The sequence below is a fragment of the Paraburkholderia xenovorans LB400 genome, assembly GCF_000013645.1.
Classification (GTDB): domain Bacteria; phylum Pseudomonadota; class Gammaproteobacteria; order Burkholderiales; family Burkholderiaceae; genus Paraburkholderia; species Paraburkholderia xenovorans.
In genome coordinates this window covers 1,845,326-1,860,999 of record NC_007951.1, presented here as the reverse complement: position 1 = coordinate 1,860,999, position 15,674 = coordinate 1,845,326, and the positions used below count along the sequence as shown (strand labels likewise).

Sequence of the window (15,674 nt, the reverse complement as noted above, 5' to 3'; positions counted from 1 at the left end):
TGGATAGGCTAGTTGACCAGTTGCGCGACGCCGCACGTCAGCGACATGTTGTGGACCGTGGCGGTGCCGACCTGAACGCCCAACAGGGACAGTGTGGGGACGAGGACTGCGTCGAGGAGGTTGAAGACGGGTTGGAGAACCGGCACGAGGAGGCCTGTCAGGCCCGAAAGGATCAGTGACACGACGCCACCTAGATCGACACCCAGCGCATTGACGACCAGCGCGCCCGACAGGCTATTGAGCAACGTCGAGGTCAGCACGGCGCCATCGCTGCCGATAGCGTTGGAATTCGCACTTTTGCTGGCGTCGAAACTGCCCGACGAACCGTTGAAGACAAGCGGGGTCAGCGTGCCCGGATCGAGCCTGGCTTTGATCGGGTTCAGCGCAACCGTCCCCGCCGGCACCGTGATGCCGAGCACGACCGCCGACAACGACACCACGTTGACCGGCTTGCTGCAGGACGCGTCGCCGGCAATACAGAGCGCGGCAATCCCAGGCGCGACCTTGATCGTGGCATTCGTGGCCGCCTTGGTGCTCTCGCAATCGACCGACGTCAGGGACGCGCTACCCTGGGCGGCCTGCACCGAGACGTTCAAAGGCGTGTTCAATGCCGATAGGGTCACCGCGAGCAATGGCGCGCCGCCCACCGTGATCGTCGGCAAGTTGAGCGGCAAGAGATTCACACTCGCGTTGACCACCGCCGTGTGCGCGTTCGTCCGGTATGTCCCGTCGGCCGACGTGCCGCCCTCGCCCACCGCCAGCACGGGCGGATTGACGATCTGCAGCGAAATCCCGGCCACGCCCGCGAGCCCCGCCGCCACGTTGATCACCGGGGCCTTGCCCAAGGTGCCGTCCGGACTGCGCTGCGCGATCTGCGCGGCAACCAGCAATGCATCGAACGCGTTGACCGTCGCGCTCGCCGCGGCATCCGGATTGGCGAGGCCGAGCGCGAGCAACCCGGGTGCGGACGTGACGCCATCGCCGATCGTGATGTTCTGGCCGCCCGGAATAGCCACGGCCAACCGCTGCAGAATCGCCGCATTGATCGTATCGCCGCCCGTCTGCAGCGCGGTGACCATCGCAACCATCAGTTGCTGAAAGCTCACCGTGGTGCCGAGCAGCCCCTTCATCGTCGCGGCGCCCAGCGCCACTTTCAGATCTTCCAGCTTGACGTGCGCCGTCGCGAGGCTCTGCGTGTCGCCCACGCTCAGCGACACGCTCGTGTTCAGCAAGCCGCCAAGGATCGCGTTCAACAGCGCCGACTGCTGCGTATTGATCGACGCAATGCCGGTGCCGAGCGAAAACGCGTCGATGTTGGACGCGAACGCGGTAGCCGTCGCCGAGACGTTACGGCTCGGTCCGACGAAGAAATACGGCACGACCTGGGTCGTCTTCACCTGCACCGCATTGAGCGGATTGCCGCTGGTGCCGAAGTACGTGTTCGAACTCGTGTCCCAACGGCCGCACGTGGTGCTGATGGTCGTGGTGCTGCCGGCCGTGAAGCCGTTGGCCGCGGCGTTCTGCTGCGCGGCCGTGGTGGCGGTCGCGCAGCCGCCCGTGGAGCCGATCAACTGGACCGCCGCCATTGCCGCCAGATCGGCCGTGCGCTGCAACTGCCTGCGCGCGAAATACACGTTGCCGACGTCGAGCGCGCCGAGCGCCGCAATCGCCACGCTCAGCCAGATCGCCGCCAGCATCGCGATGGCGCCATGCTGGCGGCGCGCAGGCACACGCCCCGTCCACCGGGGACGGGCGTTGCGCGCGGCGAGCGTCATGGCGGAAGGCAATTTGCGCATGTCAGTTCGATCCGCCGCCGCTTCCGCCAAGCTCGCTGTTGACGGCCATCGCGCCGCTGCCGCCGTTGCCGGCGTTTAATGCGGAACCGTACAGATCGGGAATCTTGCTCTTGAACGACTCCATGTAGCGGCGATAGGCCAGCCCGGCTTCGGCGCCGAGCGTCGGCAGCGCCGGCGCGGCTTGCGCATTGCTGCTCTGCAGGTCGAGCCATGCGCGGGTCGCATGACCCACTTCGCTGGCGCGTACCGCCGGCTGCGCGGCCTGAACCGGCTGCGCCGATTCGTCCGTCTGCGCCATCGTGCAGACGGAGGCGCCCAGCAGCACGCCGGCCGCCGCGGTCATGGCCAGCCACCGGGCCGGCATCGACGCCCGCCAACCCCGCTTCGTGATTCTGTTTTTCATCGTTGCTCCAAGATTGCCTGATGCATCAGCCCGAAGTCGCGGCGCGCTCATTGCGAGAAACGCTGCAACAGGCGCGGCGCGGGCTCGATGCCCTGCGCGCTCGCGACCGTGCGCGTGCCCGTGCCCCCCGCGCCCGATTGCTGTTGCGCCGGCGCGCCGTGTGCCTGCGCACGTCCTGCCGCGGCCACCTTCGCCGCATCGCTGCGAATCGCGGCGCGCACGTCCGGTGCGAGCTTCTGCTGGTTCATCACCGCCAGCGCCTGCGCCTGGTCGCCGCTCGCGAGCAGATAGAGCACGAGGTTGCTGACGATCTTCGGATTGCTCTGGTCGAGTTCGGCCGCTTTCATGAGCGGCACGCGTGCGCCGTCCACGTCGCCGTCGCGCAGCCTTGCGTAGCCGAGGTCCGACAGCGTTGCCGCGTCGGTCGGCGCGAGCTGCGCGGCCTGCTGCAACGCCTGCGCGGCACGCGCGAAGTCGCCGGCCGCGCCGGCGATCAGACCGAGGCCGCGATAGCCGCGCGTGGCGAGCGGCGTCTTCAATAGTTCTCCGTACGCGGCCGCGGCGGCGGCCGGCTGCCCGGTCATGCGCAGCGCGTCGGCGCGCAGCAGGATCGAGTCGGGGCTCGCGCCGTACTGCTTGTCGTACGCATCGATATGCGCGAGCGAAGCGAAGTACAGTCCTTGCGATTGCATCTGGTCGATCAGGCCGAGGTACATGCCGGGCGTGTCCGGCGCGGGATCCTTGTTGGCCTGCTGGGCCAGCACGGCACGCTCGGCCTGCGGGCCGACGCCGTAGCCCGTCAGGTCTCTGGACGCGCACGCGCCGAGCAGCGCCAGCAAGGCCAGCACGGCGGCGCAGCGCGCGCCATGTTTGACGGAATCGAACGGGAGAGTGTGAGTCATGGCAAATCCTCAGTGCTTCGCCGCGCCCAGCGAATGCTGGACAGCCAGCACGCCGGGGCCGGCCGTGACGATCATCAACGCGGGCAGCAACGTGACGATCATCACGCCCGTCATCTTCACGGCGAGCCGGCCAATGCGTTCGCGCAACATTGCGCGGCGCGTTTCGCGCAGACGGTCGCCGAACTGCTTGAGCGGTTCCTGCACGGCGCCGCCGTGCCGGTCCACCTGCACCAGCAAACGCATAACCGCGCGCAGATCCTCGTTGTCGTAACTCGTTGCGAGCCGGTTCAGCGACTGCTCGCGCGTGCGGCCGGCAGTGAACTGACGCTGGGCGATTTCCAGCTCGCCGGCGAGCACCGGCAGCATGCCGCGAAAGTCGTTGACCACCACCTGCAAGCTCTGATCGAGCGACAAACCCACGCCTTGCAGAAGCCGCAGCAGATCGACCAGCAACGGCAATTCGTCGACCACGCCGTTGCGGCGCTTGCCGGCACGCCGCCGCAGCACGAATTTCGGCAGCATGAAGCCCGCCATCGCGGCGATGATCACCAGCGCCACATACCGCGAGCCCTCGAACTGACCGCGCGTAAGCATGCCGGCCAGCACGGGCAACACCATCGCACCTGCGAGCCGCGCCACCAGAAAGAGGCCGCGCGTGCGCGTATCCACGAAACCGCATTGTTCGAGCAGCCGGCGATCTTCTTCGGCGACGATCTGGCGGCCGAACGGCGTGTCGAGCCAGCGAATCCCGGTGTGCGCGAAGCGCTCCAGCAGACCTTTGAGACCCGTGGGCGGTGCGTGCCGCGTGGCACGCTTTGCGCCACCCTGCGCGCCTTCTGCGCCGCGTGCCGCCGCGGCGGCGGCGAGCGCCGCGCTTTGCAGCGCGCGCTCGTCGAGCGCGTGGCGCAGCGTGCGTTCGCTGCGCCGCGCGGCGGCCATGCGCGCCAGCACCAGTCCGGCGATCAGCAGCAAACCGAGCGCGGCCAGAGCGAGCGCGAGCGCGACGAGTTGTTGGGTCTGCATGTCAATTCCTCAGGTTCGCAAGGCGATAGAGCAGATATGCCCCACCCAGTTGCAAAGCAAACGCCAGATAGACGAGTTGCCGGCCGGTCGGATCGAACCACATCGAAGCGAAATACTTAGGATTGGAGAGGATCAGAAAACCGCCGATGCCCACCGGCAGCATGGCCAGCACCCAGGACGACAACCGCGTTTCCGCCGACATCGCCACCAGTTCGCGCTCGGCGTGTTCGAGGTCGCGCATGAACGAAGCCATCCGTTCGAGCATCACGTCGGCGCGGCCGCCGTATTTGACCGACAGGCGCAGCACGGCGCCCACCAGTTCGAGTTCGCGCACGCCGTAGATCAGCGCGACCTGGGAAAGCGCACGGTCGATTTCGACGCCGGTGCGCAGCATCCGCGACACGTAGTCGAGGCATTCGCGCAACGGCGCCTCGGTCGTTTGCAGCGCGGCCTGAAAGGCCGCGGGCACGCTGTTGCCGAGCGTGATCAGACGCACGATGCCGTCGAGAAACAGCGGCAACTGCCGCACGATTTGCTGGCGGCGTTTGTTCACGCGCAGCGTCAGCAGAAAATAGAAGAACATCACGCAGGCGCACAACGCAACGCCGGCCGCGAGCGCGCCGCCGACCAGCGCGGCCCAGCCGCACAGCAGCAACACCAGCGTGCCCGCCAGCGCGGCGGGCCCTTTTGCATTGGCAATGCCCGCACGCGCCAACGCATGCCGCACCATGAAGCGCGCGCGCGCCTGCAGATAACGCCAATAGGCGAGCCAGCCGGCATCCGCAGGCGGCGCCTGCGGTGCAATCACGGCGTGCGTCGTGGCGGCGCGCGCGGGCGTGGCGCGCGCGCCGCTTGCCGGGCCGCTGCCCACGCTGCCCGCACCGCCGCCGACGACGCCAGCGCCGGCCGGCATGGCGGAAGCAACGCCAAAGGCGCCGCCACCAGAAGACGCCACGCGGCTGTCGATATAGCGTTCCGCGCTCACCTGGCCTTTGCGTTGCGCGCTGCGCTGCCAGAGCAGCAATGCAAGCGCCGCGCAGAGCAGCGCAAGCGCCGCGAAGACCAGAACCGCGCTAGACATTGAAGCCTCCGCCAAACCCGCCGCCACCACCGCCCGAACCGCCGAAGCCACCACCGCCCGAACCACCGAAACCGCCGCCGAAACCCGCATTGCCGAACGCATTGCCGGCCCCGCCGCCGAGCGCCTGGCGGAAGCGCGCCAGCTTCGGCGAGTGCGGATGAATGCCGAGCGAAACCCAGTTGTCGAGTTCGTCGCCATCGGCATTCAGGATCGGCTCGTAGCGATACAACTCCTGAGTGGCGATGATGTTGTCCGACAGCCCCGTCACTTCCGTGATCGACAGAATGCGCCGGCGCCCGTTGGAGAGCCGGCCAATCTGCACGATGAAGTCGATCGCATTGGCGATCTGGCGGCGCAGGCTCGACTCGGTGCCCTGAAAGCCCGCGAAGCCCGCCAGCATTTCGAGCCGGTACAGACATTCGCGCGGCGAGCTGGCGTGCACGGTGCCCATCGAACCGTCGTGGCCGGTGTTCATCGCCTGCAGCATTTCGAGCACCTCGCCGCCGCGCACTTCGCCGACGATGATGCGGTCCGGCCGCATCCGCAAGGTATTGCGCAGCAGGTCGCGAATCGTCACGACGCCCGCGCCGTCGAAGCCGCCCGGCCGGCTTTCCAGCCGCACCACGTGCGGATGGTTCAGCGAAAGCTCCGCCGTGTCCTCGATGGTCACGACGCGTTCCGCCTCGGGAATGTGAAACGCCAGCGCATTGAGAAGCGAGGTCTTGCCCGAACTCGTGCCGCCCGACACCAGCACGTTGCAGCGCGCCGCCACCGCGGCTTCGAGCAACGCGCCGATTTCCGGGCTGTAGGTGCCGTTGCCGAGCAGATCGTCGGGCCGCATCGGATCTTTGCGGAATTTGCGGATCGAGACGATCGGCCCGTCGATCGAGAGCGGCTCGATCACCACGTTCACGCGGCCGCCGTTCGGCAGACGCGCATCGACCATCGGGTTCGATTCGTCCAGACGCCGGCCGATCGGCGCGAGAATGCGCCGCACGATCCGCAGCAGATGCGCGTTGTCGGCAAAGCGCACCTGAATGCGCGTCAGAATGCCGTGGCGCGACACGTACACGTCGTTGTAGCCGTTGATCAGAATATCTTCGACGGCCGGATCGGCGAGCAGATCCTCGATCGGACCGAAGCCCGCGAGCTCCTTGGTCAGCGCCTCGGCGATCAGGCGCACCTCGCTCTCGTTGATCGGTATCCGGCGCAGCCTGACGAAGCTGTCCATCTCCAGATCGACGAACTGGTTGATCGCGTTACGCGACCAGCGGCCGAACTCGGAGCCGAGTTCTTCGATACGCGTGAGCAGATGTTCGTGCGCAGCGTTCTTGATATCCTGGAACTGCTGGCTATGCGCGAACGAAGGCGCGTCGTCGGCAAATTCGATGTCTTTTGCCATCGTCTATGACCGCTTGTGAGTGGTTGGAATGAGGCGCCTGAGCGCGCCGAATGCCGCCTTGCCGCGTGCCTGCGCCACGGCGCGCTGCGCGCCGCCGAGCCGCGCGATCAACGGCTCGAGCGCGCGCACATACGGGTCGCGCGCGGCGACGTCGACCAGCAGATGCCCTTGATTGGCCGCCTGCCCGAGCGCGATACGCCGCTCGGGCAAGGTCCCGAGCAACGCAATATCCAGACGCTGCGCGATCTGCGCGGGAGCGAGGCCGAGATCCGCGTCGAACTTGTTGACGATCAGCCGCACATTGGCGGTGTCCACGCCTTCTTCGCGCAGCGCGTCGAGCACGCCGACGGCCGATACGATCGAGGCCACGCCCTGATCGCACAGCAGCCAGGTTTCGTCCGCGGCCTGCACGACATGGGCGATGAACTCGCCATTCGTGAAGCCGCCGAGATCGATGATCTGCTGGTCGAAAAACGCGCGCAGGCGAGTCAGCAAACCGATCGACGACGAATACGAGACCTCGCGCATATCGGCCAGGTTCGGCGGCAGCGTGGTGAGCGCGAGGCCGCTCGCGTGATGCGACAGCGCCGTATGCACGAAGGTCTGGTCGAAGCGGCGCAGATTGCGCACGGCTTCGACGAAACTGAATTCGCTGCGCGTATTCAGGAGCAGCGAGGCGTCGCCGGCCGGCAGGCCGAGATCGAGCAAGGCGGCTTGCCTGCCCTGCGCGACGTCGCGCCGCTGCAGCATCACCGAGAGGTTCGCGGCCAGCGTGCTTACGCCCATGCCGACGCGCGCGCCCAGCAGCGCCGTGACATGGCCATGCCGGCTGACCGGCTCGACGAGGTTGTCGAGCACCTGGCGCGTGATCCGCAGCGCGTCTTCGCGGGGCGCCGACAGATCGATGAAATCGCGCACGCCGGCACGCAACGCGGCCAGCGCGCTTTCGGGCTCGGCGAGCGAACCCAGCGCGACGATCTGCATGCCCGGATAGGCGGCGCGCACCGCGCTCGCGGCAGCGCTCGCCGCCGCGGCGCGGCCGCAGGAAAAATCGACGAACACCAGCGACGGATTGAGCGTCGCGATGCGCTGCGTCAGCATCGAAGGATCGAGCGTGGCCGTTTCGACCACACCGGCCGCCACCAGCGTATCGGCGAGCCAATGCACGTGTTCGTCGGTCAGCGACGCGAACACGAAATAGTCGGTGACCGCCCGTTCAGTCAATGAATGCGTTCTCGCGTTCATATTGGACTTCCTTATGCGGCATGGGCGGCAACGCCCCCGCGTCGTACTGCCTGCCGGCGTGCGCGCGCGGTTCGCACGCACGCCGGCTCACGCCTGTATTCACCCGGTGCGCCGCGACAGCGCCTGCCGGCTTCACTTCGAAAATCCCGGCGCCGAATCGCGCGCCGCCACGCCGCCGATCAGCGAACGCCACACCGGCCCGTTGCGCTGCTCGGACTGCTCGCCCGGCGTCGAGGGCAAGGTCGCGCCTTTCGCAAGCGGCGAGACCAGATGCGGCGTCACGATGATCACCAGCTCTTTCTCGTTCTGCTGATAGTTCAACTGTTTGAAGAACGTGCCGATCACGGGAAGATCGCCGAGCAACGGCACCTTCGAGACATTCGAAGCCGTCTCGCGGTCGATCAGCCCGCCGATCACGAAGCTCTCGCCGTCGCCGAGTTCGACGGTGGTGTCCGCGCGCCGCGTGATGAACGCGGGCACCGACACGCCGCTGATCGTCACCGCGTTGGCGAAGTCCAGCTGGCTCGCCTCCGGCGCCACTTTCAGCGCGATGCGCTGCGGACTCAGCACGGTCGGCGTGAGCGTGAGCCCGATACCGTACGGCTTGAATTCGATCGAAGTCGTACCGAGCGCCTGCGGCACCGGAATCGGCACTTCGCCGCCGGCGAGGAAGCTCGCGCTCTGACCGGACAACGCCACGAGTGTCGGCTCGGCCAGCACGCGCGCGAGGTTGTTGCTCTCCAGCAGGCTCAGGTTCGCGAACAGCCCATGCGTGGCGGAGTTGAAAATCAGGTTGAACGCCGAGGAAATCGGCGTCACGCCCGTCATGCTCGGCGCCTGCCCCGCCGTCGCCGATACCGAACTCAACGCCGACGGCGCGAACGAACCGAACGTGAACCCGTTGTTCTGCTTGAAGAAGTTGAAGCCGACTTCCTTGAGCACCGAACGGCTGAACTCGACCACCCGCACGTCCACCTGCACGACCGCGCGGCTCGCCACCGTCGAAGTGTCGAATACCGCGCCGTCCTTGCCGAGCGAGCCCTCGGCCGCGACCACGGCGCGCTGGTGAGCCTCCATCGTCGCGGACGTGCCGGACACCACGGCCGTGCCGCCGAGCACCTTGACGGCCGGCGTATCGGGTCCCAGCAGCGAGGCGGCGGCCGGCGTGGTCACGTCGACGGTATATTGCAGCGGCGCGTCACGGTCGCGCGCCCACAGCATCAGATTCGTCGTGCCGGCCGCCTTGCCGACCAGCAGCACGCCGCCGCGCTTGTCGCCCTTGATGATCAGCACATCGGCCACCGACGGATCGCCGATCGCGATACGCTGCAGCGTGTGGCCAACCGCAAGCTGCTGCTGCGCGCCGACCGTCAGGGCGATGCGCTGCGCGGGTGCGGCGAGCGTCGGCTGGGCGGCTTGAGCCGCCTGCGCCGCTTGCGCGGCTTGCCCCCGCTGCGCCGGCCCGGCTGCATCAGTCGCCGCCGATACGGCCAGCAAGGCCACCCCGAGCCACGCCGCCTTGCGGAAAACAAAAATCCGTTCTGTCATGTAGTTATGGACGCGACCGGCCGCCCGCTCCCTGAAACTGCTTTACCAGGCGACCGTCTCGGCGCGCCCACCCCGTATCACTTCGATACCGCTCTTTGTACTGTTGGTATTGCCCGCCACGCGCGTCGGCGGCATGCGCGGCAGCGGCGGCAGCCTCGCGGCAGCGCCGGCGCCGCCCGCGTTGGCGCTGCCCGACAACGTGTCGAGCGCGACGCCGGCTGCGGCGCGCGTGGAATCCTGGAGCGGCTCCGCCGCGCCCGCATGAGCCGCCGTCTTCAGCACGCCCGGATAGGCCGGCAACACGCTTTGATCGACTACTTCGGTATCCTTCGGATTGCGCAGCGCGAAGATCAGACGGCCGGCGCTCTCGGCCAGCGTCAGACGATCGACATCGGCAACCGGCACCGCGAGCACCGCCGTGCGAACCATGCCGTTCGGGTCGCCCGCGCTGTCGCCGCTCGCGGTGGCGTTGCCGAATGCAAGCACGCGCACTTTCGACATCAGCAAGCGCGCCTGGGTCCGGTCGATTTCGCCGCCGTTACCCATGCTGCCGCCGTCGCGCTTGAGCGTGAAAAATACGTCGACGAAATTGCCCGGCCGCAACCGGTTGCCGACCGCATTGCCCTCGTCCACCCGCACGGCGAGCGCGCGCTCGCCGACCTCGACACGCTCGGCAAGCCCCGACGACAACTGGCTTTCCAGCACCGGCGAATCCGCGCCGATCTCCGCGTTCGGCACACGGCCGGCCAGTTGCGCCGGCTCCGTGAAGGCGCCGTTCGGATTGATGGGCAGCGACTGGATGCGCAAATCGTCGACGGTAATGGGTTTGCCCGGCGCCAGCGCGCGGGTCGCCACCACCACCGGAAAGCTCGCGTGCACGGCGGGCGTGACGGCCACCGGCGCCGGGCGGCGCGACAGCGTCCACGCGAACAGGCCGAGCACGAGCGCCACCGCGATCAGCACGCCGGCAAAAATCCTGGTCAGGTTCGGCATGGCGAATGGCGGCCCCGGTTAAACGATGCAAAGCCGTGCGCGCGCGCAATCACGCGTTCACGGACCACGAAGCCTGGAACCGGCGCGCGCATCACTGAATGTTCTCCGGATTGAGTTGAACGGTGGCGGTGCTCGACAGCGACTTCGGCACCACGATGCCCAGCAGCGGCAGGATCGGCACGATCGGATTGGCTTGATAGTTATAGGTGAGCAGCACGTTCACGCATTGCATGGCGCCGCCCGGTCCGCATGTGGAGGAAGAAGGCGTGCATTGCGCGGACTGCACCAGCTTCGCGGCCACCAGCTTCGCCGCCGCGCAGGCCGCGTTGCCGCGATTGGTCAGCGCGGTTTGCAGCGACGTGTTGCTCTGCCAGTTCAAGGCGGCGCGCGCGCCTTCTTCCGCGGCCATCGTCAGATTCTGCTGCGCCACGAGGATCAGGCTGAAGGTGATGATCGCGTACAGGATCATGAAAAAGAGCGGGAACACCAGGGCGAATTCGACGGCCGTGGCACCGCGCTGCACACCCGCACGGCGCGTGCGGATAGGCTGGCGTTGCAGGCACGCGCGTCGTGTCGCGGCGGGTGTCATCGCAGCCCCCCGGCCATGCCATGCAGCACGAGCCAGCCGCTCGCGGCCACGCTCAGACACGCGGCATACGGCGTGGAGGCTTTGCCGGCCAACTCGAAGGTCGCGCCGGATCGACGGACGAGCTCCGCGAGGCGTGTGCGGGTCGTGATCAGCAACCACAGCGCGTGCGCGCCGGCAGCGAGACTCGCGGCCATCCACAGGCCAGGCAATGCTTGCATGCCGCACCATGCACCCAAAACGGCGAAGATTTTGACGTCGGCGGCACCCATCACACCGAGCACAAAAAAAGGCAATAACGCGGCGAGTCCGATCAATGCTCCAATACCCGCGCGAGCCGGCGAAATACCAAAAGGGCCGCATTGAAATAACGCGCAGCCGAATGCCGCCGCCAAACCCGCAACGACAATTGAATTGGATATACGCCGCCAACGGCAGTCGCTAATCGCGACCGCCGCGGCCCAGGCGACAAATAACAAAATACCGACGAAAACATTCATTTCGCACTCGACAGGCGAAGCTACGCCATGCGAATTGCAATGCAATTCACATTAACTATTCCAGCACGCGTTAATACGTCGACGAAACGGACGGACGTCGGAACGCCAGCCGCTTCGCGCAACGTTTACGGTTTGCCTTTCACGATCAGGTGGTAATCAGGCTCGCGACTTTCGTCATGACAGCCGAGATATTCGAGCCGACCGACGACACCGCCCCGGCGATGACGAGTACGACAAGACCCGCGATCAGTCCATATTCGATGGCTGTCACGCCTTTGTTTTCTTTCAGGAAGCGCTGTGTGAATTTTTTCATTTGAACCCTCGGACTTCATTATTTCATTCGTATACGTGCTGCACCGGTCAGTGAAGTGCGCCCGGTGCACGAGCCGTTGGTCTCTCATTGCCGGCTCTGTTTGTTGCACTGCAGCGGCTTCAGGTTGCAGCCGTCGTCAATAAAACGGATGCGTATGAGCTGTCTGTTCGATAACCCACCCCCCTCGTCGATCTCCGATGCTTCCGGGTTTTATAGCCGAACAATCATATTTAAGCAATTGTTCGCTGCTTCGATGCTCTCAGCGTCGGCGTTTTAACCACTCTCCCAGATTAACGGCAGTCCGTGCGTTGCAGCACATAGGTATAACCATGAGTTAGATTCGGGCCACTAATTATTTGTTTGAACAGAACGTTTCAAGCGCGCGGATGTGTTTTCGTGCAACTGCGTTACGCCGTACATCGTAACGGCGCGAGCGGCTCGTTACGTTACGCCGCTCGCGCAACCGCCCCGCGCAGCGCATTTTGTGAGCCGATTCTGATTCGGTAGATATTCCATCAATTTCTCGCAAAGCCTTATTAGACAAGGCGCGACGCGACACGCCGAAAAAATCTTCCGCATTGCCCGGTTGAAATGGCACGGCTCGTGCAGAGACAGGCACGCAGCAATATCCAACAACACATGCGATGCGAGGGCGACATGAACATTCAAACGACCAACACCACGATACGGGCAACCCTGATTGCAGCCAGCGTAGCTGCGATGCTTTCTCTTGGAGCATGCGGCGGCTCCGGCAGCCTGAGTTCCGGCACCGGCAGCAACGGTAGCGGCTCCGCGGGCGGCACGCTTTCCACCTCGGGCGGCAGCGGATCGATGGGTTCGGGCGGCTCGGGCTCAGGTTCGGGCTCGGGCACCACCACCGGCAGCAACGGCGCGGGAACGTCCGGCACAGGGACCGGCAGCGGAACAGGAACGGGCTCGGGCACGGGCACGGGCACCACCGCGGTCGCCAACGCGCTCGGCACGGTGGCGGGCAATACGGGTGGTGTGGTCAGCGACGTCGGCTCGACGGTCGGCAGCATCGGCACCGTGATCGGCTCGCAGACCGTGCCCGGCGTCAGCTCGCAAACCACGCAGGCTGCCGGCGGCATCGTGCAGCAGGTCGGCGCGGCCGTGTCCACGCTCGGCGGCGGCGTCTCGCAAGGGCTCGGCCAGCTTGGCGCGGGCGGCAATGCAGTTGGCACGACGGTTTCGAGTCTCGGCGGTGTGGTGGGTCATGTCGGCGGCGCGGTGACGGACGCGGGCAACCTCGTGACGAGCCTCGGCAGCGGCCCGCTGGCTCCGCTATCGGCGCTCACCTCGCCGCTCGGCGGCGTCGTCAACACGCTCGGCGGAGCACTCACCAACGGCGGCAGCACGCTCACCACCGCTCTCTCCACAGGCCCGGTCCAGCAAGTCACGCAAACCCTCAGCACGGCGATCACGCCGATTACGTCGATGGTCGCCGCGACCACCCAGACGGTCGGCAACACCACGGGTCTCGGCGCACCGCTGAACGGCCTGCTCTCGACGCTCGGCGGCGGCCTCGGCAAGGCCGGCACGCTGTTGAGCGCGACCGGCGGCAATCCGGTCACGGCCGCACTCGGCCATACGGTAACCGACACGGGCGCGACGGTCGCTTCGGTGGGCGGCCTGCTCACGGGCGGCAGCGGCGGTAATCCGCTTGCGCCGCTTACCACGGCACTCGGTGGCCTGACCGGCGGCACCGCGGGCGGTCCGCTCGCTCCGCTCACCGGCGCACTCGGCGGCTTGACCGGCGGCACTGCGGGCGGTCCGCTCGCTCCGCTCACCGGCGCACTCGGCAGCGTGACCGGCGCAGTGGGCGGCGCATCGGGTAACGGCAACCCGCTCGCCCCCGTCACCGGCTTGCTCTCGAGCGTGACCGGCAGCCTCTCCGGCGCGGCCGGCGGCGGCAGCGGCCCGCTCGCACCGGTTACCGGCTTGCTGTCTGGCGTAACGGGCGCGCTCGGCGGCGGCATCGCCACCACGGCAACCGCCACGCCGACCACGACGACAGCCGCCGCCTCCACGAGCCCGGGCGCCGGTCTGTCGCTGTCGACCAGCACGGGCAAAGGCGCGACGGGCAACCTGCTCGCGCCGGTGACCTCGCTCGTTGGCGGTCTGCTCGGCGGGTTGGGCAAGAAGTAAGCAGGACGCCCGGGAACAACAATAAAACGTAGTGGGATAGCAGGTCGAAGCACGGGTCGAAGCGCCAGCCGAAGCCCAGCCCGAAGCGCGGCCCGCCAGCCGCGTCCCGGCGCAGCGCCGACGCCTGGCCGAACTGGGCCGCGCCGCTCAGACACCGGTTGCACCGGCGCACTGGAAGCACCGCATACGACATCCAGAAGACACGGAGGAGCACACATGTCCACCCAACGGCTTTTTTCTTTCCACGCGACGTGCGCGACTGTGTCGTCGTTGCGCACGCCATTGATCGCCGTGGCGGTCGCCGCCCTGCTCGCGGCGTGCGGCGGCAGCACCGTCAGCGCGCCGCCGACCACGTCGAGCACCGGTAGCGGCAGCGGCTCCGGTTCGACCACCACCGGCGGCGGCACCACCAGGACGGGCACTACCGGCCTCGCCACCGCTGCCGCGCAGACCACGAACGACCTCGGCACGGCGATCGCCTCGCAGACCATTCCGGGTCTGAGTCCGCAGGTCACGCAAGGTCTCGGCAATGCCGTATCGAGCACGAGCGGCACGCTGAATGCGCTCGCCAATGCCGTGAGCGGCGGCGTCGGCCAGACCGGCACGACGGCCAATCCGGTCGGCACCACGGTCGCCGGACTCGGCTCGGTAGTCAGCTCGACGAGCGGTGTCGTGCAAGGCTTGAGCACCGCGGTCGGCGGACTCGGCAGCGGCAATCTCGCGCCGCTGGCGCCGCTCACGACACCGTTGGCCAGCACGCTCTCCACCGCTGCGGGCGCGCTGAACGCCGGCGGCGCGACGCTCGGCAATTCGCTCGGCTCGGTGCCCGTGCAGCAGATCACCCAGCCGATCAGCACCGCCATCACGCCGATCGTGACGACGGCCGGACTCGTCACGCAAGCGGTCGGCACACAGACCGGCCTTGGCGCGCCGCTCGGCGGCGTGCTCGCGCAAGTGGGCGGCGCGTTGGGCTCCGCCGGCTCGCAAGTGGGCGGCGCCACGAAGAATCCGCTCGGCGCCGATCTCGGCACGCTGGTCGGTTCGCTGGGCAACACGGTGACGAACGCCGGTGGTCTCGTCAATCCGAACGGCCCGAATGGCGCGATGCCGATTCCCGGGCTGATCACGAGCCTCGTCGGCAGCACCAGCGTGAACGTCGCCAACGGGCCGCCCGCCAGCAGCAACCCGCTCGGCCCGCTGCAAAGTTCGCTGGCGAGTCTCGGGCTCGGCGGCAATCCGCTCGGCTCGCTGTCGACGCTGCTCGGCGGCACGCCGCTGGCCGGTCTGACCTCGGCGCTGAACGGCACGCCGCTGGGTTCGCTGACTTCGGGTCTGAACGGCTCACCGTTGAGTTCGCTGACTTCGGGTCTGAACGGCACGCCGTTGAGCTCACTGACTTCGGCTCTGGGTGGCTCGGGTAGCGCATCGAATCCGCTGTCGACGCTGACCGGCGCGCTTTCCGGCGTCACGAGCGGCACCTCGGGCGGCGGCGGTCAGGCGCTCGCGCCGGTGACCGCGCTGGTCGGCCAGTTGACCGGCACGCTCAGTTCCGCGGCAGGTTCGACGAGCACGTCAGGCTCGCCGGCGAGCGGCTTGACGACCCTGCTCGGCGGCGTGTTGCCGGCCAGCCATAAGTAGTAAGCCTAAGTGTTTCACGGCTGTCGCGCACGTCAGCCGTTCGATGAGACCGGCTTGAAAGCAGCTCATCGGATGGCG

At 67.2% G+C, this 15,674-nt stretch carries 14 protein-coding genes; 2 read left to right on the top strand and 12 right to left on the bottom strand.

Annotated elements, in window-relative coordinates; all coding sequences use genetic code 11:
- Positions 1-8 precede the first annotated feature (8 nt).
- From BXE_RS08140 to BXE_RS08085, 12 genes are all read right to left on the bottom strand, one after another.
- The gene (locus BXE_RS08140) at positions 9-1,796 is read right to left on the bottom strand and encodes a TadG family pilus assembly protein (RefSeq protein ID WP_011487874.1); all 1,788 of its coding nucleotides are present in this window, start codon (positions 1,794-1,796) and stop codon (positions 9-11) included.
- A gap of 1 nt (position 1,797) precedes the next feature.
- Positions 1,798-2,199: a DUF3613 domain-containing protein gene (locus BXE_RS08135; RefSeq protein ID WP_095211911.1), complete on the bottom strand. Its 402-nt coding sequence runs from the start codon at positions 2,197-2,199 to the stop codon at positions 1,798-1,800.
- 47 nt (positions 2,200-2,246) lie between these two features.
- Positions 2,247-3,101: a tetratricopeptide repeat protein gene (locus BXE_RS08130; protein ID WP_011487872.1), complete on the bottom strand. Its 855-nt coding sequence runs from the start codon at positions 3,099-3,101 to the stop codon at positions 2,247-2,249.
- Positions 3,102-3,110: 9 nt separating this feature from the next.
- Positions 3,111-4,124, bottom strand: coding sequence for a type II secretion system F family protein (locus BXE_RS08125; protein WP_011487871.1), 1,014 nt, complete (start codon positions 4,122-4,124; stop codon positions 3,111-3,113).
- Position 4,125: 1 nt separating this feature from the next.
- Positions 4,126-5,205 (bottom strand): type II secretion system F family protein, encoded by a 1,080-nt coding sequence (locus BXE_RS08120; protein ID WP_011487870.1) that lies wholly within the window; start codon positions 5,203-5,205, stop codon positions 4,126-4,128.
- Entirely contained in the window at positions 5,198-6,607 is a 1,410-nt protein-coding gene (locus BXE_RS08115; RefSeq protein ID WP_011487869.1) for a CpaF family protein, read from the bottom strand. The genes BXE_RS08120 and BXE_RS08115 overlap by 8 nt, the downstream gene beginning before the upstream one ends.
- 3 nt (positions 6,608-6,610) lie before the next feature.
- The gene (locus BXE_RS08110; RefSeq protein ID WP_011487868.1) at positions 6,611-7,852 is read right to left on the bottom strand and encodes a fimbrial protein; all 1,242 of its coding nucleotides are present in this window, start codon (positions 7,850-7,852) and stop codon (positions 6,611-6,613) included.
- Between the two features lie 132 nt (positions 7,853-7,984).
- Positions 7,985-9,400 (bottom strand): type II and III secretion system protein family protein, encoded by a 1,416-nt coding sequence (locus BXE_RS08105; RefSeq protein ID WP_038456409.1) that lies wholly within the window; start codon positions 9,398-9,400, stop codon positions 7,985-7,987.
- Positions 9,401-9,442: 42 nt separating this feature from the next.
- Complete coding sequence (gene cpaB, locus BXE_RS08100; protein WP_011487866.1) at positions 9,443-10,393, bottom strand: Flp pilus assembly protein CpaB; 951 nt, start codon at positions 10,391-10,393, stop codon at positions 9,443-9,445.
- Between the two features lie 91 nt (positions 10,394-10,484).
- Entirely contained in the window at positions 10,485-10,982 is a 498-nt protein-coding gene (locus tag BXE_RS08095; RefSeq protein WP_011487865.1) for a TadE/TadG family type IV pilus assembly protein, read from the bottom strand.
- On the bottom strand, positions 10,979-11,479 hold the full coding sequence (locus BXE_RS08090) for an A24 family peptidase (RefSeq protein ID WP_011487864.1): 501 nt from the start codon (positions 11,477-11,479) through the stop codon (positions 10,979-10,981). The genes BXE_RS08095 and BXE_RS08090 overlap by 4 nt, the downstream gene beginning before the upstream one ends.
- Before the next feature lie 145 nt (positions 11,480-11,624).
- Complete coding sequence (locus BXE_RS08085; protein WP_011487863.1) at positions 11,625-11,792, bottom strand: Flp family type IVb pilin; 168 nt, start codon at positions 11,790-11,792, stop codon at positions 11,625-11,627.
- A 657-nt stretch (positions 11,793-12,449) separates the two neighbouring features.
- On the opposite strand from BXE_RS08085, the gene BXE_RS08080 reads away from it, so the two are divergent.
- On the top strand, positions 12,450-13,958 hold the full coding sequence (locus tag BXE_RS08080; RefSeq protein WP_011487861.1) for a collagen-like triple helix repeat-containing protein: 1,509 nt from the start codon (positions 12,450-12,452) through the stop codon (positions 13,956-13,958).
- 216 nt (positions 13,959-14,174) lie between these two features.
- A complete protein-coding gene (locus BXE_RS08075) occupies positions 14,175-15,596 on the top strand; it encodes a collagen-like triple helix repeat-containing protein (protein ID WP_011487860.1) in 1,422 nt (473 codons plus the stop codon).
- The last annotated feature ends 78 nt before the right edge of the window (positions 15,597-15,674 follow it).